Source organism: Actinokineospora alba, from assembly GCF_004362515.1.
GTDB classification, from domain to species: Bacteria; Actinomycetota; Actinomycetes; order Mycobacteriales; family Pseudonocardiaceae; genus Actinokineospora; species Actinokineospora alba.
In genome coordinates, this window is the sequence record NZ_SNXU01000001.1 from 6,484,721 (window position 1) to 6,502,758 (window position 18,038).

Annotated in this window: 18 protein-coding genes; 5 read left to right on the forward strand and 13 right to left on the reverse strand. The window is 68.2% G+C overall.

Annotated elements, in window-relative coordinates; all coding sequences use genetic code 11:
* Positions 1–9: 9 nt before the first annotated feature.
* From C8E96_RS29430 to C8E96_RS29450, 5 genes are all read right to left on the reverse strand, one after another.
* On the reverse strand, positions 10–990 hold the full coding sequence (locus C8E96_RS29430; protein WP_091378232.1) for a sigma-70 family RNA polymerase sigma factor: 981 nt from the start codon (positions 988–990) through the stop codon (positions 10–12).
* A gap of 107 nt (positions 991–1,097) precedes the next feature.
* Positions 1,098–1,823, reverse strand: a complete 726-nt coding sequence (locus tag C8E96_RS29435) for a DUF899 domain-containing protein (protein WP_091377770.1) — start codon at positions 1,821–1,823, stop codon at positions 1,098–1,100.
* Complete coding sequence (locus C8E96_RS29440) at positions 1,820–2,125, reverse strand: hypothetical protein (protein ID WP_091377767.1); 306 nt, start codon at positions 2,123–2,125, stop codon at positions 1,820–1,822. Before C8E96_RS29440 ends, C8E96_RS29435 begins: the two co-directional genes overlap by 4 nt.
* Positions 2,126–2,188: 63 nt before the next feature.
* Positions 2,189–2,773, reverse strand: a complete 585-nt coding sequence (locus C8E96_RS29445) for a carboxymuconolactone decarboxylase family protein (RefSeq protein ID WP_091377764.1) — start codon at positions 2,771–2,773, stop codon at positions 2,189–2,191.
* Entirely contained in the window at positions 2,770–3,075 is a 306-nt protein-coding gene (locus tag C8E96_RS29450) for a carboxymuconolactone decarboxylase family protein (RefSeq protein ID WP_091377761.1), read from the reverse strand. Before C8E96_RS29450 ends, C8E96_RS29445 begins: the two co-directional genes overlap by 4 nt.
* A 109-nt stretch (positions 3,076–3,184) precedes the next feature.
* Between C8E96_RS29450 and C8E96_RS29455 the strand changes: the two genes are divergently transcribed.
* A complete protein-coding gene (locus C8E96_RS29455; protein WP_166658152.1) occupies positions 3,185–3,517 on the forward strand; it encodes a YrdB family protein in 333 nt (110 codons plus the stop codon).
* On the opposite strand, the gene C8E96_RS29460 is transcribed toward C8E96_RS29455, so the two are convergent.
* From C8E96_RS29460 to C8E96_RS29470, 3 genes are all read right to left on the reverse strand, one after another.
* Positions 3,471–4,136 (reverse strand): DUF4386 domain-containing protein, encoded by a 666-nt coding sequence (locus tag C8E96_RS29460; protein ID WP_091377752.1) that lies wholly within the window; start codon positions 4,134–4,136, stop codon positions 3,471–3,473. The genes C8E96_RS29455 and C8E96_RS29460 overlap by 47 nt on opposite strands.
* A gap of 93 nt (positions 4,137–4,229) precedes the next feature.
* The gene (locus C8E96_RS29465) at positions 4,230–4,760 is read right to left on the reverse strand and encodes a gamma carbonic anhydrase family protein (protein ID WP_091377749.1); all 531 of its coding nucleotides are present in this window, start codon (positions 4,758–4,760) and stop codon (positions 4,230–4,232) included.
* 76 nt (positions 4,761–4,836) lie between these two features.
* On the reverse strand, positions 4,837–6,360 hold the full coding sequence (locus tag C8E96_RS29470; RefSeq protein ID WP_228770006.1) for a glycosyltransferase family 39 protein: 1,524 nt from the start codon (positions 6,358–6,360) through the stop codon (positions 4,837–4,839).
* A gap of 204 nt (positions 6,361–6,564) precedes the next feature.
* Between C8E96_RS29470 and C8E96_RS29475 the strand changes: the two genes are divergently transcribed.
* The 4 genes from C8E96_RS29475 (at position 6,565) to C8E96_RS29490 (ending at position 13,225) form a co-directional block, all read left to right on the forward strand.
* Positions 6,565–7,413, forward strand: a complete 849-nt coding sequence (locus C8E96_RS29475; protein ID WP_091377644.1) for an ABC transporter ATP-binding protein — start codon at positions 6,565–6,567, stop codon at positions 7,411–7,413.
* On the forward strand, positions 7,403–8,221 hold the full coding sequence (locus tag C8E96_RS29480) for an ABC transporter permease (protein ID WP_091377642.1): 819 nt from the start codon (positions 7,403–7,405) through the stop codon (positions 8,219–8,221). Before C8E96_RS29475 ends, C8E96_RS29480 begins: the two co-directional genes overlap by 11 nt.
* Before the next feature lie 76 nt (positions 8,222–8,297).
* Entirely contained in the window at positions 8,298–12,074 is a 3,777-nt protein-coding gene (locus C8E96_RS29485; RefSeq protein WP_091377640.1) for an SDR family NAD(P)-dependent oxidoreductase, read from the forward strand.
* A complete protein-coding gene (locus tag C8E96_RS29490) occupies positions 12,071–13,225 on the forward strand; it encodes an acyl-CoA dehydrogenase family protein (protein WP_091377637.1) in 1,155 nt (384 codons plus the stop codon). The genes C8E96_RS29485 and C8E96_RS29490 overlap by 4 nt, the downstream gene beginning before the upstream one ends.
* 658 nt (positions 13,226–13,883) lie before the next feature.
* Here C8E96_RS29490 and C8E96_RS29495 read toward each other — a convergent pair.
* From C8E96_RS29495 to C8E96_RS29515, 5 genes are read right to left on the reverse strand one after another with little or no spacing between them, the layout of a single operon-like run.
* Entirely contained in the window at positions 13,884–14,672 is a 789-nt protein-coding gene (locus tag C8E96_RS29495) for a thioesterase II family protein (protein WP_324187457.1), read from the reverse strand.
* Positions 14,647–15,729: an HAD-IIIC family phosphatase gene (locus C8E96_RS29500; protein WP_091377631.1), complete on the reverse strand. Its 1,083-nt coding sequence runs from the start codon at positions 15,727–15,729 to the stop codon at positions 14,647–14,649. The genes C8E96_RS29495 and C8E96_RS29500 overlap by 26 nt, the downstream gene beginning before the upstream one ends.
* Before the next feature lies 1 nt (position 15,730).
* Positions 15,731–16,876: an acyl-CoA dehydrogenase family protein gene (locus C8E96_RS29505; protein WP_091377629.1), complete on the reverse strand. Its 1,146-nt coding sequence runs from the start codon at positions 16,874–16,876 to the stop codon at positions 15,731–15,733.
* A gap of 2 nt (positions 16,877–16,878) precedes the next feature.
* Positions 16,879–17,130, reverse strand: a complete 252-nt coding sequence (locus tag C8E96_RS29510; protein WP_091378227.1) for an acyl carrier protein — start codon at positions 17,128–17,130, stop codon at positions 16,879–16,881.
* 25 nt (positions 17,131–17,155) lie between these two features.
* Positions 17,156–18,010: a 3-hydroxyacyl-CoA dehydrogenase family protein gene (locus C8E96_RS29515; protein ID WP_091377626.1), complete on the reverse strand. Its 855-nt coding sequence runs from the start codon at positions 18,008–18,010 to the stop codon at positions 17,156–17,158.
* Between the last annotated feature and the right edge of the window lie 28 nt (positions 18,011–18,038).

Consider the following 18,038-nt stretch of genomic DNA (forward strand, 5'->3'; position numbering starts at 1 on the left):
ACGGGGGGCTTAGGGCGATGGGGCGTGGTCCGGCATTCCGAACGTGCTGAACAGGTCCGGCTCGTGGAACATTGTGATTCGGTTGATTCGCTTTCCCACCAAGGTAAGCACGAGTATCGCGTGCGCGTGGTATCCGCCATCTTCTTGTCGCATGTAGACGGCGAAGGCGGGTTGGCCGTTGGCGGAGGTGGGGACCATCCGCATGGCTCCGGGGGTGCGGAGGCGGGTGGCGAGGAAGGCTCCCACGTTGTCGCGGCCCGCGAACCAGGTGGGCATGGGGGGCATTTCGAAGACGGCGTCCTCGGTCAACAGTCGCATCATGGCGGGGATGTCGGCGTCTTCGAAGGCCTTGGCGTAGTTGTCCACCAAGGCTCGTTGGTCTGGGTCGGTAGGTTCCATGACCTTGTCCTCCACCGGATCCGCGGCCGCCAACTGGGTTCGGGCGCGTTGGAGGGAGCTGTTCACCGAAGCGGTGGTGGTGTTGAGGAGTTGGGCGACTTCGGCGGCCCGCCAGGCCAGCACCTCCCTCAACAGCAACACCGCGCGTTGGCGGGGTGGGAGGTGTTGCAGGGCGGCGGCGAAGGCCAGGCGGGTGGTGTGGCGGGACTCGACCGTGGCGGCCGGGTCGGGGGCGAGCATGGTGTCCGGGAAAGGGTGCAGCCAAGCCGTTTCCGGTTGGCGGGGGCCGAAGGGGCCCTCCGGATCGTCGCTGGGTCCGGCCAGTCCGGACGGCAGCGGTCGGCGGGTTCCGCGTTCCAGTGCCTTGAGACAGGCCCGGGTGGCGATCTTGTACAGCCAGGTGCGCAGCGACGACCGGCCCTCGAAGTCACCGTAGGCGCGCCAGGCCAGCAGGTAGGTCTCCTGGACCACGTCCTCGGCCTCGTGGATCGAGCCGAGCATCCGGTAGCAGTGCGCCAGCAGTTCCCGGCGGAACGGGTCGGTGAGCCTGGCGAAATCCGCACCGGCCCGCTCCTGGGTTGTCGATGACACCAACTGCTCCTCTCACCGCACGGACCTCTCCCCGATACAGATCCGTTCAGTGCGGAAAACTCATCGCCGCGCAGGTCACGGCGTCGCCAGGATGAGGTTACGACACGTCAGTGACAGGAATGGCCGGTCGCTTCGTCGTAGCGGTCGTGGTGGCGGAACTCGTTGACATAGCGCTGTCGGCCCAGCGGCGTCAGGTCGAGGAAGTGGTAGGTGCCCAGCAGTGTGTCGAGGCCCCGCGCGTAGGCCGAGTAGGTGTGGAACACGTCGTCGCCGTCGCGGAGGAAGACGCTCACGCCGGGGCCCTCGCTGGTGAGCAAGTACGTCAGCCCTTCGGCCCGCAGGGTGTCCGCGTCCTTGTAGTTGTACTCGGGGGGCGCGATGGACTCGTCATGGGACACCTGGAAGTCGTAGTTGAAGTCGCTTTCGTGCGACGAGACCCACGGCATGCTCCAGCCCATCCGGGCCTTGAACGGCTCGATCTTCGCCAATGGCGCGCGGGACACGAAAGCCAGCGAGGTGTCGTTGACGTGCAGGTGGACGAGGTGGCCGAGGTTGTCGGCCATCAGCGAGCAGCTCGCGCAGCCCTCGTCCCAGGCCGGGTCGAACATGAAGTGGTAGACGATGAGCTGCCTGCGCCCCTCGAACAGGTCGAGCAGCCCCACCGGACCGTCAGGCCCCGTCAGCTTGTACTCCTTGTCCAGGCGGACCATCGGCAGCTCGCGACGCCGCGCGTCGACCTCCGCCTTCGCCCTGGAGATCTCCTTCTCCCGCGCCAGCAGCTCCACCCGGGCGGCCAGCCACTCGTCGCGCGTGACGACCTTGGGGGCGCTCATGCGGACACCACCCGGTAGGAGCCGACCAGGGTCGCCTCGGACCGCTCCACCGGCGCGGCGAGGCGGTCGGTGATCCCGGCCTGGAACTCGGCGAACGCGGCCACCTTTGTCAGCGGGTTGTGCTCGCCCTCCATCACCGCGACGTGGACGAAGCTCACCCCGTCGGCCAGCCGGAAAGTGGCGTACCGCAGGCCATCCGGCCGTTCCTCGTTCAGTTCGGCGAACACCTTCTCGACCGCGGCCTGGTTGTCGTCGGCCGCCTCGGGCCTCGTCGTGTAACGCACCACGAACATCGTGCTCATCGGTTGCTCTCCCCGTATCCGTATCGGTCCTCTGCCTATACAGATCCGGGAAGTTCCCGAAACTCATCGCATGAAGATGCCGGGAAGTCGGTAGCGGAAGCGCTTGAGGGCTTTCGCGCCCGCCAGGACGTGGGCGTCGGAGTCCCAGGACCACTCGAACGCGTTGGCGAGCCGGTTCACGAGATTGAAGACGGCGTTGACGTGCAAGGCGTCGACGACGGCCTGGTCGGGAACACCGGCGGCGCGCAGCGGGGCGAGGTCGGCGGCGGTGACGTCGTCGGGGGTGCGGGTGAGACGTTCCAGGAACGTGGCCGTCGCGGCCAGTTCCGGGCGCACGGCGGCGGTGTCGACGTCGACCTCGCCCGTCGACACCAGGCGGGCCACCTCGGTGTGGACCCGCCTGCAGAACGGGCATTCGTTGGCCGCCGAGGTGACCATCGCGAGGTACTCGCGCTCGGCGGGGGTCCAGTAGGACGGGCCGCGCAGGACTTCCGCGACGTAGGCGAGGAAGGGCTTGCCGAAGAACTCCGGGCGGTGCAAGGCGGTCTTGCCGACGTCGTCCAGCTCCTCACCGGAAACCAGCGCCGCGATCCGCTGGAACAGCCGGGCAGGCAGCCGGTGGCCGTGTTCGAGCACGTCGAGTCTCATCGCGTGCCCTCCCGGACCGCGCGAAGGCCGACATCCAGGCGAGTCAGCGCCGCGCCCAGAGCGGTGGCCACGGTCAGCTCGAAGATCTGCTCCTCGTCGAGGCCCGACGCGCGCAGGCAAGTGATGTCCTCGTCGGCGACCCGGTAAGACTGCTCGCGCACCTTCGTGACATAGGCGCCCAGCGGGTCCGGCAGCGGTCCGCCCGAGGCCGCCGCGGCGCGGGTGGCCTGGTCGGTGGCGCCGGGCCCGTCGAGCACCGCTGCGCGGAGCGCGTCCAGAGCGGTGGCGTGCGGATCGTCCATTTGCGAAGTATGCGCCGGGTCAGGGCGCCCCGCGCCCCTCCCACCCATGGTCATCGGACGAGTTCGCGTGGCAGAGTGCGCCTGTCCGGTCCGGAACCTGGGGGTAGCTGTGCGCGGTCTGCAACTCACTTCGGCGCTCTTATTGGAACTCGCCGTCTTCGCCGCCTTCGCGTACTGGGGCTGGACCGTGCATTGGGCGCTCGGCCTCGCCGCCTTCGCCGTGGTGACCGTCGCGTGGGGACTGTTCCTCTCGCCGAAGGCGAAGTTCCCCCTGCCGGTGCCCGCGAAGCTCACGGCGAAGGCGTTCGTGTTCGCCGGGGCGGCGTTCGCGCTGATCGCGACCGGGGCGACCGTGCTCGGCTTGGTGTTCGGGGCGCTCCTGGCTGTGCTGCTGGTCAGTGAGGCAGTGTGGCCGTGGGCGCAGCTCGCCGGAACCCCTTGATGATGAGGTACAGGGCGAGACTGACTTCCCAGGCGAACACGGGAAGGGCGGCGAGCGCGCCAACCGGGGAGAGCTGCTCGTAGAGCCCGAACAGCACGGCGGTCGCCGACACGCAGATGAGCGGACCGCCGATGAGCCCCAGCACGGCGATGGCGCGCGGCACCAGCCGCGAGCGGTACATCAGGGCGGCGAGCATGAGGCTGTTCGCGCCCAGGACGAAGTTGGGGCCGAGCAGGAACGCCCATTCGTGGATCGCCAGGAGCGCCTTGCTCACGACGTTGTCGGCACCCGCCATGTCCTGTCGCAGAGTCACGACCGAGAGGACACTGATGGTCCCGACGACGATGATGGCGGCTTCGAGCAGCCGCGCGCAGACGTAGCCGAGGGCCAATCCGTGGTTCTGTCTCTTGACTACCGGGTAGAGCGTTACCGCGGACCCGATCACGGCGGCGACCAGCAGGAGTTCGAACAGCCCACCCAGCAGCACGCGACCGTCGCCGCCTGGGTGGTTCGGGTCGGCCAGGATCGGTTGGTACAGCGCCATTCCCGCGATCGCGGTGATCTCCGTGATCAGGAAGAACACACCCGCGGTCACTGCCGTCGTCCTCGTCGAGCTCATGTGCCGACCCCTGTTTCCGCGCTGAGGTGTACGACGTACACCAGTACGTCGGAACAGTAGGCGTACGCCGTACACCTCGTCAAGCGGGGGTGGTCACTCCGGGACCGGGCGAACTCCGGCACGGTGGCGGGCGGCGAGGTCGCGGTAGGCCTGCGGGTTGACGTTCACCCAGAACTCCGCGCCCGTGCCCGCGATCGGCCCCTTCACCTCCGCCGGGATGCCGATCACGAGCACCCCGTCGGGAAACTCGGACCCGCCGACGACCAGCGAGTGGGCCGCGACCATCGTGCGCGCCCCGATCTTCGCGCCATCGAGGACCGTGGCCCCGTTGGCGATCAACGCCTCCGCGCCGACGGTCGCGCCGTGCACCACACAGGAGTGGGCCACCGTCGCACCGGGTCCGATGACACACGGCATCCCCGGCGGCGCGTGGAGGACGGCGCCGTCCTGGACGTTCGCGCCGGCCCGGATGATCACTTGCTCGAAGTCGCCGCGGATCACGGCGTTGTACCAGACGGATGCCCCTTCCTCGACGATCACGTCGCCGACCAGGGTGGCCGTCGGGGCGATGAACGCGGTGGGATGCACGTTCGGGCTCTTGTCTTCGAATGAGAAAAGTGGCATACGCCGACGCTAGTCCGCCTCCCCGGAATTCAAGGTGTTGGTCAAGCGCGGCGGTTTGCCAGGCACGGCTCAGTGCTCAGTAGTAGTGCCGCAGCGAAGCCCACACGCTCGACCACGACCCAGCGGTGCCGGAACAGAGCTGCACCACAGTCCCCTGCTCGTCGTTCTCCAACCCGTACCCGTTGTCCACACGGGCCACCGGCGAGCAACCCCGGAAATACCGGACCATGGCCCGATTGCTCGGATAGTGCACCAGGATCACCGGCCCATCCGACGAATCCGCGGGCGGCCCCCAGTCGGCATAACTCATGTGGCCGGAGTGGGCAGGCGGCAGGCCGTAGTCGGGCCCGAACTTGTCGATCGCACCCGCTTCGCCGTAGTTCTGGGTGAAGATCACCGCCCGATCCCGTTGGTCCGCCGGGATTCGCTGCCACACCGTGGAAACGGTCTGAACCAGCGTAGGCCAGCCGACCTGTTCGCCCTGTTCCTTGTTCATCGCGTTGACCACGCCCACCACGCTCGGCGGCAGCAGGGGCAGGGTCGCCACCGCGTTGACCAGCGCCGAGACCGCGATGACCGCCGCGAGGATCGTCCGACGGCGAGCCGTGTGCGCCCAGCGGACGGCGGGTTCGGCGCCGGCGGCGAGAATCACGATCAGCAGCGGCAAGACGTAGTACGGCTTTCCGCCGATCGCCAGCACCACCACCGCCAACAACGGGTACGCCACGGCGAACGCCCGGGCCCACCGGAGCTCCGGGGCCCGCCACAGCCGCAGCAGGCCCGCCACCAGGATCGGGACGAACGGCGGCGACACGTAGACCAGCTGCAGCGGGACGAACAGCAGCCGGTTCTCCAGCCCGTCCTTCGAGCTGATCCCCCCGGCCACCGTCAGCTGCGGCCACCCGTGCACCACCTGCCACCACAGGTTCGGCAGCGCCAGCAGCAGCGCGATCCCCACACCTGCCGCCAACCACGGGGTGACCAGCGCCCGTCGCGGGCCGACTATGAGGACCGAGGCCAGCAAACCGAACACCAGCAGCAGGATCAGGTACTTGTTCTGCATCCCGACACCGACGGCCGCGCCGATCGGCAGGTACCAGCGGCCGTCGCCGGTGCGCAGGAGCCGCAGGACGAACCAGCTCACCAGCAGCCAGATGAGCATGTCGAACGTGGCCGTCGAGACCATGTGGCCGATCACCAGGACGATGCTGGACACCGCGCCGCACACCGCCGCGACTGTCTGCGCGCGGCGGTCGGCGCCCAGTTCGCGGGCTATCAGCGCGACCACGAAGACGATCGCGACGTACGCCAGGATGGCGACTGCCCGGAGGCCGACGAGCGTGTCGCCGAACAGTTCGGTGCTCGCGCGCGCCAGCAGCGGGGTCAGCGGCGGCTGGTCGATGTACCCCGCCGCGGGGTGATCGCCCGCGACCAGGAAGTACAGCTCGTCGCGGTGGAAGCCGTATCGGCCCGCCAATGCCAGCTGCACGGCCGCCAGCACCGCGGCGACGGCCGCGACCGGGCCGGTGGCGAAAGCTGGGAGGGTGGTTCGACCGACGCCCGCGTCGGTCACCGTCAGGCCTGCTTGGCTGGAGGGCACCCCGCGATCATGCCATCGACGCGCCCCGCCTGCCCCGCCGCACGCGACACGTCCGGGTTGAGCGGTGGCAGTTAGCTGCCGACAGTGATTCCCCTCTGGCCGGGCGTCTGCACCCCGTTCGATAGTGGGCGTCGAGCATGACAACCCCACCTGAGCCCGGGCTCAACGACCCTCTCGGGTCCATTCACGTTCAGAGGTGACCCATTGCTGGAAGCAATCGACCTCACCAAGCGCTACGGTCCGGTCCAGGCACTCGACGGCTTCAGCTTGCGGGTCGAAGCAGGCGAGATCGTCGGGTTGGTCGGGCACAACGGCGCGGGTAAGACGACGTTCATCGAGATGGCGGCGAGCCTCGCGCGCCCCGACACCGGCACGGTCACCGTCGACGGCCAGGACCCCGGGCGGGTCCGCGGCAGAATCGGCATCGCGCCGCAGCACATCGCGCTCTACCGCTCCATCACCGTCCGCGAACACATGGAGCTGTTCGGCGGCCTCGCCGGGCTGCGGCGCGCGGAACTCGCGAGCGCGATCGACGAACTCGCCGTCGCGCTGCACCTCACCGACTTCATCGACCGGCGTGCCGGTCTGCTGTCCGGCGGCCAACAACGCCGGACCCAGGCCGCCGCGGCGCTGATCCACCGGCCCTCGGTGCTGCTGCTCGACGAGCCCACGGCGGGCGCCGACCCGGAGACCCGGGGTGCGCTACTCGACGTGGTGAAGCAGCGCGCGGGCGAGGGGGCCGCGATCATCTACACGACTCACTACCTGCCGGAACTCGTCGAGCTCCAGGCCACGATCGCGGTCGCTCGAGCCGGGCGGATCATCGCGCGCGGCACGAGCGAGGACCTCCTCTCGCAGCTGCCCGGCGAAGTGCTGGTCACCCTCGATGACGAGGAAATCCGGGTCACCACAACCGATCCGGGCGCCACGCTGATCGACCTGCTCAAGCGCAACGACCGCAACGTCACCGCGGTCGAGTTGCGCAAACCCTCCCTTGACGACCTTTACCGGTCCCTGGCGGTCAACACCATGGCGGTCAACGATGTCTCTTGATTCCGCGCCGACCAAGACCACACCGTCCGCCGCCGGTCCCCGCCGGTCGACGATGTCTCTTGATTCGGCCCACCGCGTCGGCGTTCTGGTGCGGCACAACACCGTGATGCGACTGCGCGACCCCGGTCAGATGATCAGCTACATCGTGCTGCCGATGGTGATCATGCTGATGTTCAAGCCCATCTACGAGCGGGCGTTCAACACCGGCACCATCCAGGTCGTCACCGGCCCACTGATCATGTTCTCGGTCTTCACGCTGTCCATCATCGGCAACTCGATCCTGGTCGAGCGCGAGTGGCGCACCTGGGACCGGCTGCGCACCAGCCCGGCGACGGCTTTCGAGTTGCTGCTGGGCAAAACCGTGCCGGTCTTCGCGATCCTCATGGTGCAGCAGGTGGTTCTGCTGGTCTATGGGTGCCTGATCATCGGCCTGCCCATCCCCCGCACGATGGGTTTGGTGCTGCTGTCCATTGTCATGTGGGGTCTGACGCTGCTGGCGATCGGGGCGGCGCTCGCCACGATCATGCGCAGCCACGCCGAACTCGGCATGGTGGCCGACCTCGGCGCGATCACGCTGAGCGCCATCGGCGGCGCCCTGGTGCCGGTCGCCCTGATGCCCGGATGGGCGCAGGTGATCGCCCACTTCTCCCCCGGATACTGGGCGCTGGAGATGCTGCAGGCCTCGATCAGAGGCGACGAACTGGGCACGCTGAAGCCCGCCGGGATCCTGCTGTGCGTCACGATCGTCGCGGGCGGCTTCGCCATTCGGCGGATCGCGCGCGGCTGGGGCCGCAGCGACCTGCTCTGAGCACTCCCTTTCACACCTTCGTTCTGGGCCGCGGTCAGGCGGCGCCGCGCCATTTCTCGGACCCGGGAGGTCACCCATGACGGAAACCGACTACAGCTCCGCGGTCGCGCTGATCGGCATGTCCGGTCGTTTCCCCGGCGCGGACAGCGTTTCCGAGCTGTGGCGCAACCTGCTCGCGGGCGTGAAAGGCCTGCGGGAGGTCACCGACGACGAGTCGCGTGAAGCGGGCGTGACCGAGGGCGTGATCGCCGACCCGCGCTATGTGCGGGTCGGCGGTCCACTCAAGGTGCTCGACCAGTTCGACGCGTCCGTCTTCGGGTTCAACCCGCGTGAGGCCGAGACGATGGAGCCGCAGCACCGGCTGTTCCTCGAATGCTCTTGGGAGGCCTTGGAAAGCGCCGGATACTGCCCGACAGACACGCCTGGCCAGGTCGGGGTGTTCGGTGGGTCCGGCTTCCCGTTCTACATGATCCAGAACGTGCGGCAGGTCGCGGACGAGCCCGGCGGGGAGATCCTGCTGGGCATCGGCAACGAGCGCGACTCACTGTCCACTTTGGTCTCGTACAAGCTGGGCCTGAGTGGTCCCAGCATGACGGTGCAGACCTTCTGCTCGACCTCGCTGGTCGCGGTGCACCTGGCGGTGCAGAGCCTGCTGACCTACGAGAGCGATATCGCGCTGGCGGGCGGCGCGTACATCCCGCTGCCGCAGCCGACGGGTTACCTCTATGAGCAGGGCGGGATCCTCTCGCCCGACGGGGAGGTGCGCAGCTTCGACGCGGGCGCCGGTGGCACGGTCATGGGCAGCGGTGTCGGGGTGGTGGCGCTCAAGCGCATGTCGGAGGCGTTGGAGGACGGCGACGTCATCCACGCGGTGATCCTTGGGTCGTCGGTGAACAACGACGGCCGTGTCCGGGCCGGGTACACGGCTCCTGGTGTCGACGGGCAGGCCTCGGTGATCGAGTCCGCGATCGGCGTGGCGGGGATCAAGCCGGATACCATCGGATACGTCGAGTGCCACGCCACCGGCACCGTGCTGGGCGACTCGATCGAACTCGCCGCGATGAACCGCGTGTTCCAGCAGACGCCGGAGACGCCGTGTGTGCTCGGCTCACTCAAGCCCAGCCTGGGCCACCTCGACCGCGCGTCGGGTGTGGCCGGGTTGATCCGGGCGGCGTTGAGCCTGGAGCACGAGATCCTTCCGGGGACGCCGAACTACGAGTCGCCGAACAGTGCGCTGGTGACCGCCAAGGACCGGTTCACCGTGCTCACCGAGCACCAGCCCTGGCCGCGCGGGACGCATCCGCGGCGGGCCGGGGTCAGCTCGTTCGGTCTTGGTGGGACCAACGGGCACGTCGTGATGGAGCAGGCGCCTGTTCGGGAGGCCAGGCCGACCCGGCCCGGTCCGCACCTGCTGACGTTCTCCGCGGCCGATGAGCGCGCGCTCAATGACCTGACCACGCTGCTGCGTGAGCACCTGGTTTCCCATCCTGACGCCGATATCGACGACATCGCCTACACGTTGCAGGTCTCGCGTGGCGGTTTCGCGCAGCGGCGCGCGGTCGTGTGCGACAGCCGCGAGGACGCGATCGCGGCGCTGGCCGACCCGACGCGGTGGATCGACGGCTCGACCCGGCGCCGCAACCCCAAGGTGCGGCTCGTCGCGCCCGCCGAGGTTCCGGAGACCTGGTGGTCGGAGCTGCACGCGGCTGTTGCCACGTTGTTCCCCGTCAGCACGGACACCGGCCGCGACGGCACCCTGGCCGCGCTTGGCGACGCGCTGACTCGCCTGGGTGTGCGCCTGGTCCCCGGTGAAGCCGATGAGGACGTCGTGGTCGCGCCGAGGTACGAGGGTTCGGCGGGTGCCTGGCTGCTCACGACCGTGGCGCGGCTGTGGCAGGCGGGCACGGCGGTCGACTGGCCCGCGCTGCATGGTGGCGCCGGTCGGCGGGTCGAGCTGCCCACCTACCCGTTCCAGCGGCGCCGCTACTGGGTCAAGGCCGACCTGACGCAGGCGCCCGCGCCGGCGGACACCGGGCGGACGTTCGACCGGGCACAGTGGACGCATCTGCCCACGTGGAAGCAGCGGCCACTCCCCTTGGCGGACCTCGACGAGCAGCTTCGCGCGGCTGGTCCCTGGTTGGTACTCACCGACGACGAGCGTGGCGAGGTCCTGGTGGAGCGGCTGCGCTCGGCGGGCGCCGAGGTCGCCGCGGTGCGGCCGGGTGCGGCGTTCGACCAGGACGACATCGGTGACTTCACCGTCCCGGTCGACGACCCTGGCCACCTGACCGACCTGATCTCGTCGCAGCTGGTCACGCCGCGCACGATCGTGCACGGCTGGAGTCTGGCGAGCCCGGTCGACGCGGGCGACCCCATCGCGCACTTCGACGCCGAGCAGGACCGCGGCTTCTACTCCGTGATGACGCTGGCGCGGGAACTGACCGACGACAGCGGCGTCGCGCCGCCCATCGACCTGGTGCTGCTGACCTCTGGTGCGGTCGCCGTGGTCGGCACCGATCTTCGCCACCCCGAGCACGCGACGCTGGCTGCGGTCGGGCCGTCGCTGTCGCAGGAGAACCCGCGGCTGCGGTGCAGGCATGTCGACGTGGATGTCGACCTGGCCGTCGACGCCGTCCTGGCCGCCGCGGTGTGCCCGCATGAGGGGCCGGTGGCGGTGCGCGCGAACGAGGTGTGGCAGCGGCGGTATGAGCACCTGCCGATCGAGGCGCCTACCGGCCAGGACGTGGCGATCCGCGATGGCGACACCGTGCTGATCACCGGCGGTCTCGGCGATATCGGGCTGCGGCTGGCCCGGCACCTCGCGAGCCGGTACGGGTGCCAACTTGTGCTCACCGTTCGTTCGCCGCTGCCCGCGCGCGAGCAGTGGGAGTCGTTCCTCGCGGCGGTTCCCGAGGGCGGGGAGCGGACCGCCCGGCACATCACCAACATCCTGGACCTCGAGCGCCGCGGCGCGACTGTGCTGGCGATGTCGGCCGACGTCGCCGATCTCGAAGCCATGCGCGCGGTCGTGACGGCCGCGACCGAGCGGTTCGGCGGGATCGACGTCGTGGTGCACGGCGCGGGTGTGCAGGACGACCGGTACTTCAACTTCGCCCATCTCATGGACCGCGACGCGTGCGACCCGCACATGGCGGCCAAGGTGCGCGGCTTCCATGTGCTGCAAACGGTTCTGGACGGCCAGTGCCCGGACCGGAGGATCACCCTGTCGTCTTTGGCGGCGGTCCTCGGCGGCATGACCCTGGCGCCATACGCGGCGGCCAACGCGGCACTCGACGCCTACACCCGCGTGGCCCGCACCAGCGGCGCGGGCAAGTGGATCACCGTCGACTGGGACACGTGGAACACCGACGCCGAGCGGCTCGACACCCACGGACCCACCGTGAAGGACTTCGCGATGGTGCCCGAGGAGGCGGTCGACGTCTTCGAGCGCGCCCTGTCGGCCGGTGACCGGGTCGGGCACCTGGTCATCTCCACGGGCTCGCTGGACGCCCGCATCGCCCAGTGGGTCATCGGCGACGTCAGCGCCGAAAGCGACGCCACCGACGCCGATGGCCGGGAACGCCACCCCCGCCCCGACCTGCCCACCCCGTTCGTGGCCCCACGCGAGGGCACCGAAGCCACGGTCGCCGAGATCTGGTCCGCGGTGCTCGGGATCGAGCCGGTCGGCCTCGACGACAACTTCTTCGAGCTCGGCGGCCACTCGCTGGTCGCGATCAAGCTCACCACCCGGATCCGCAAGAGCCTGCAGACGTCGATCCCGGTGACCGCGCTGCTGGAGTGCCCCACGGTGCGGCAGCTCGCCGCCCTGATCGAGGAAGGGACGCAGGGATGAAGCAACCTGACTACGTCCGCACAGCCCAGACGTTCGCCCGCCGCGAGCTGATCGGCAAGGAGGCGATGCTCGACTCGCTGGCCGATGCTCCACTCCCGGTGTACCAGCGCTTCGCGGACACGGGCCTGGCGAACTGGTGGGTGCCGAAGCAGTACGGCGGCCAGGGCCTCGGGCTCGAAGAGGGCGTGCGGATCGTCGCCGAACTGGCCTATGGCGATGCCGGTGTGGCTTTCACCCAGCTCATCCCGATCCTGGCCAGCTCCATGGTGGCCCGGTATGGCAGCGAGGAACTCAAGGAGCAGTACCTCGGGCACCTGGTCGCCACCAACGGCTTCTGCGCGACTTTGGGCAGCGAACACGAGTCCGGCAGTGAGCTGACCCGCATCACCACCACTGTCCGCCGTGAAGGGGACACGCTGGTCCTCAACGGGCTGAAGGCGTTCTCCAGTGACACCGACTTCGCCCAGTTCGTGGTGGTGGTCGCCCGCACGGAGGACAACGGCTATCTGGCGGTCCTGGTGCCTCGGGACACACCGGGGCTGCGGGTCGACAAGCGGTGGGACGTGATCGGGCTGCGGTCGTCGGCGACCTATGAGGTCACCCTGGCCGACTGTCGCGTCCCGGCGGGCAACGCTTTGCGGGGCAACGGCTTGCGGCTGCTGGAAGTCGGCCTCAACGCAAGCCGCACGCTGATCGCCACCACCGCTTTGGGTATCGCGCGGCGGGTTCGGGATGTGTGCATGGACTACGCGAAGACCAAGCAGGTCAAGGGCGCGCCGCTGGTCACCAATGCGGTGTTCGCGAGCCGGCTTGGGCAGTTCGACATGCAGATCGAGGTCATGTCCAACCAGCTCCTGGCCGCGGCCCGGGAGTACGACGCGATTTCAGCTCGGCCGGATGCTGATGAGGAGTTCGTCCGGCAGGGGACGTTGAAGTCTTCGCTGACCACGAAGATGTTCTGCGGGCAGACCGGTTGGCAGATCGCTTCGACGGCTTCGGAGATGTTCGGCGGTCTTGGCTATACGCACGAGTCGGTCATCGGCAAGCTGCTGCGGGACGTTCGCTACGTTTCCATTGTCGAGGGTGGGGACGACGTCCTAAGGGACATGGTCTTCAACCGATTCGTGGTGCCGGTGGCGAAGCGAGCCTGACAACGCAAAAGACCCCGATGGCAACCGAGAACGCGGTTGCCATCGGGGTCTTTTGCTTTTAATCCCTGCTCTGCCCCCTGCTCCCTCGTCCTGGCCGTCTTTAACTCTCGATCATCGGTGTCAAGGGTCGGCTTGCCGATCGCGCAGCGACGGCCGTTTACGGCCGCCCTTGACGCCGATGATCGAGAGTTAAACAATTGTGGCCGAGGGGGACTTTCCCTTGGGAGCCAACAAGAACTCGGGGATCACGTGGGTGGCCCCTCTGGCTCGATTGTTTAATTCTCGATCATCGCTGTCAAGGGCGGCCGTAAACGGCCGTCGCTGCGCGATCGGCAAGCCGACCCTTGACAGCGATGATCGAGAATTAAAAGCGGCCAGGACGAGGGGCAAGGGGGAAGTGCAGGGGCGGAAGCTCGTCCCTTGAGGTGACCCGGGTCGGAGGTCAAGGGATTAAGGGCGGTCCCTTGAGGTGACCCGAGTTGGAGGTCAAGGGATCAAGGGCAGTCGCTAAAGGGGACCGCGTCCTGAGGTCCCGGGTAACGAACTGTTCCTAGAGGTGACTGCCGTCGGAGGGCCAGGGGTAACTCGCTGCCCTGTACGCGACCGAAGTGTGGGGGTGCGTATAAGGGCAACGAGCTGTCCTTGGGCGTTGCCTGGTTTAGGGCAGGTGTAGGGCTTGGGCGAGGTACTTGTGAGTGATTGTTGATTGCTCGAATACCTCGAAGTGGCCGCCTACCAGTGTGTGCAGGTCGAACTCCTTGGTGGTCTGTTGGCGCCAGCGGCTTTGTGCGTCGTGGGAGGCGCGGGGGTCTTCGGTGCTGGCCAGGACCGTCAGGGGGATGTCCAGCGGTGGTTCCGGGCGGTACTCATACGTTTCTTTGACGCTGAAGTCTGCTTGTACGGCGGGGAGGATCATGTCCACGAAGGATTCGTCGGCCAGTAGCCACTCCGGGGTTCCGCCGAGGTCCCGCAGCATCCGCACGAGTTGGGGGCGGGTCATGCCGGTCACCGGTGGGCCGTCGTCAAAGGGATGGCCTGGGGCGGAGCAGCCGGAGACTATGAGTCGTGTCGGCAGGGGGGCGTTCTGTCGGCGGATTTCTCTGACGAGTTCGAACGCCACCAAAGCGCCCAGGCTGTGGCCGTAGACGGCGTAGGGGCGGTCGCCCGCCTCGCCGAGGACCAGGTCGGCGAGGGCGGTGACCAAAGGTTCCATGTGTTGGTGGGGTGGTTCTCGGAATCGGGCTTCCCGGCCGGGGGGCTGTACCGGCAGCACGGCGACGCCGGGGACCTGGCCCAGCCACGTCCGGAAGGCCGACGCTCCGCCGCCCGCGTGGGGTAGGCAGAACAGTGGGAGGCCTGAGCCGGATTGGGTTTTGAAGGGCAGCCACTTGCTTGTCACTTCGACGGAGGTCATGGCTGCCTCAGCCGAGGATTTCGACGCGGACATAGGGCGGCGGGGCCTGGAGGGTGTCCAGATCCGCTTCGAGGACCACGTGGTCGTGGTTGCGGCTCACCTCGCGGAAGCCGGCGAAGGCGTAGGTCACCTGCATCATGCGGTTGCGGCCGGTTTCGACGAAGTCGGCGCGGACCTTGGCGCCCGCTTCCTTGGCCAGGCCCATGATGTGGTTCAGCATGACCATGCCGACGCCGCGGGACATGACGCGGCAGGACATGAGCATCATCCTCAGCTGCCAGACGTCATCGGCCTTTTCGACCAGGGCCAGTCCGATTTTGCCGTAGCTGCCGAACTTGTCGGTGAGGGAAGCGACCAGCAGGAGGTGATCCGGCGATTCACGCAGGGTGTCCAGTTCGTCATAGGAGTAGGTGCGTCCGGTGGAGTTGAGCTGGTTGGTGCGGACCGTCAGCTCCTCGGCGCGCTGGAGGTCCTCCTGGCGGGCCGGTTCGATGGTGAAGGTCATCTCGAGGCTGGCGAGGAAGTCGTTGTTGGTACCGACGAACTCCCGCTCCAGGTCGTCCCGGGCGATCTGGCCCTGGTACATCTCACGCCGCAGGGCGGACTCGTCGGTGACGAACCGCGGGATGAACTCCGGGCGGGCCAGGGCTTCATCCAGGTCGGCGACGTCCACGCAGGTCACCTCGGGGACGACGTGTGCCACCTCGGCGCGCTCGAATTCCTGGTCGTCGATGAAGGCGAAGGCGTCCAGGCCGAGGTTGAGGCCCTTGGCGATGTGCTTGATCGAGTCGGACTTGGCGTTCCAGTTGGCCTGGGGGTAGAGGAACATCTCGGTCAGGCCGAACTCGGCGAGCTTCGCCATGGCCGCGTCGTGGTCGTTCTTGCTGGCGATCGAGTGCAGGACACCCATCTTGTCCAGGCGGTGGATGTGCTCGACCACCTCGGGCCGCAGGGTCACGGCCTCGTCTTCGAGCAGCACCCCGTCCCACAGCGTGTTGTCGAGGTCCCACACGACGCACTTGATTCGGCCCTGCACGGGCTTCTCGGGAGCCACGAACACACCGGGCTCCGCGACAGTCTGCACACTCACGTCAGTTCATCTCCCGATAAGCCTCGCCAGCGATGGTGATTCGCTGGACCTCGTTACTGCCCTCGATGATCTCCATGACCTTGGCGTCGCGGTAAAGCCTTGCCACCGGGTAGTCCGGGCCGCAGCCGTTGGCGCCATGGATCTGCACGGCCTCCGACGCGTGCCGGGCGGCGGCGACGGAGGCGAAGTACTTCGCCACCCACGTGGCCATCAGGGTCGCCGAGTCGCCCTCGTCCTTGAGCCGACCGGCCTCGGCGACCAACAGCCGGGCCGCGCGGGCGTCGGTGAGCATGTCGGACACCTTCGCCTGGATCAGCGGGAACTCGCGGATCGCGGTGCCGCCGACGCTGCGCTTCGACGTGTACGCGGTGCACGCGTCGAGGCAGGCCTGGATGATGCCGACCGACCCGGCCGCCACGCTGTAGCGGCCGAGGTCGAGCGTGCCGGTCAGCACCATCCCCGCGGTGAACCCGCTGGGGCCGAGCAAGGCGTCCGGGCCGACCGAGACGTCCTTGAAGGACACCTCGGCGAGCATGGAACCCCTGGTGCCCAGGATCTCCGTGATCGGGCTGACCTCGACGCCCGGTGCGTCCCTGGGCACCAGGAACGCGCCGATGCTGGTCTCAGTGCGGGCGAACACCAGGTAGAGGTCCGCCCGGTTGCCGTTGGTGATCCACTTCTTGACGCCGTTGATCGTCCAGCCGCCGCCCGTGGGCACCGCGGTCGTGGTGATCCCCGCGGCGTCGCTGCCCGCGCCGGGCTCGGACAGGCAGAAGGCACCTAGAGCGGAGCCGCTGGCCAGGGCCGGGGCCCACTGGTCGAGCTGGGCCTGGCTGCCCCAGCGGGCCAGGGTCCAGGACACCATGGTGTGCACGGTGAGCAGGCTGCGCACCGACGAGCAGCCGCGGCCCACCTCCTCGTGGATCGCGCCGAGCGTCACCATGTCCATCCCCGCGCCGCCCAGCGCGGGCGACAGGAACGGCGCCCACAGCCCGGCCGCGCCGATCCGTTCGATCAGCTCCTCGGGGATCCGCGCGTCCCGCTCGAAAGCGTTGGCGTGCGGGGCGATGTGGGTGTCGACGAACGCGCGGGCCGCGGCGCGGTCGGTGACCGCGCCGACGTCCGGCGCGGTGGCCATGGCGGTCATGCTCACACCGCGACCGCGGCCGAGCAGCGCTCGACCAGGGCCGCCATCGAGTCCGCGGAGCGGAAGTTGTCGAGCTGCAGCTCGGTGTTCGGGATGGTGACGCTGAAGGTCTTCTCGACGAACATCACCAGCTCCATGGCGAACAGGGAGTTGACGAACCCGAGCGCGAAGATGTCCTGCGACGCGTCGATCTCGACGTCCGGGAACCGGCCCTTGATGAAGGCCAGGATCTGGGTGGTAGCGGTGTCCGACATCATGTCTCCTTTTGTCTTAAGTGGATTACTTGGAAGAGCCGGTGTAGTCGTAGAAGCCGCGACCGCTCTTGCGGCCGTGCAGGCCCGCCTCGGTCATCTGCTTGAGCAGCGGGCACGGCCGGTACTTGGGGTCGGCGTAGTGCTCGTGCAGCACCTCGATGCTGTAGAGCACGGTGTCCACGCCGATCAGGTCCGCGGTCTCCAACGGGCCCATCGGGTGCCCGAAGCAGCTGCGGAAGACCTCGTCGACGCCTTCGGCGGTGGCCACGCCCTCGTACACCAGGGTCGCGGCCTCGTTCATGAAGACGTGGGACAGCCGGTTGGAGATGAACCCGCACGAGTCCTTGACGTCGATGGCGTGCTTGCCCATCGCGGCCAACAGGTCACGCGTGCGCTGGATGGTCTCCGGCGAGGTGTGGAAGCCGGGGATCAGCTCGACGGCGGGCTTGGCGGGCACCGGGTTCATGAAGTGCACGCCGATCACGTTGGCCGGGCGGCTGGTCACCGCGGCGACCTTCGTGATCGGGATGGCCGAGGTGTTCACCACGAACACCGTGTCCGGGTGGCACACCGCGTCCAGCGCCAGGTACACCTCGCGCTTGATCGTCCAGTCCTCGGGGACGTTCTCGATCACCACGTCCACTTTGGCCAGTGCGTCCGCGCCGATGCCGGTGCTGATCTTGGCGAGCACCTCGTCCGCGTCGACCGCGGGGCCGCCCATCATCCGGCTGAACCGGCAGTTGTTGCGGATGGTGGCCAGTGCCTGGGTGAGGATCGCCTCGCTGGTGTCGACCAGGATCACCTCGTGTCCGGTCTGCGCCAGGTTCTGGGCGACTCCGACGCCCATGACACCCGCGCCGATTACGCCTACCACGGTCATGACCGCTCCATTTCGTGTGAGTTCGCGT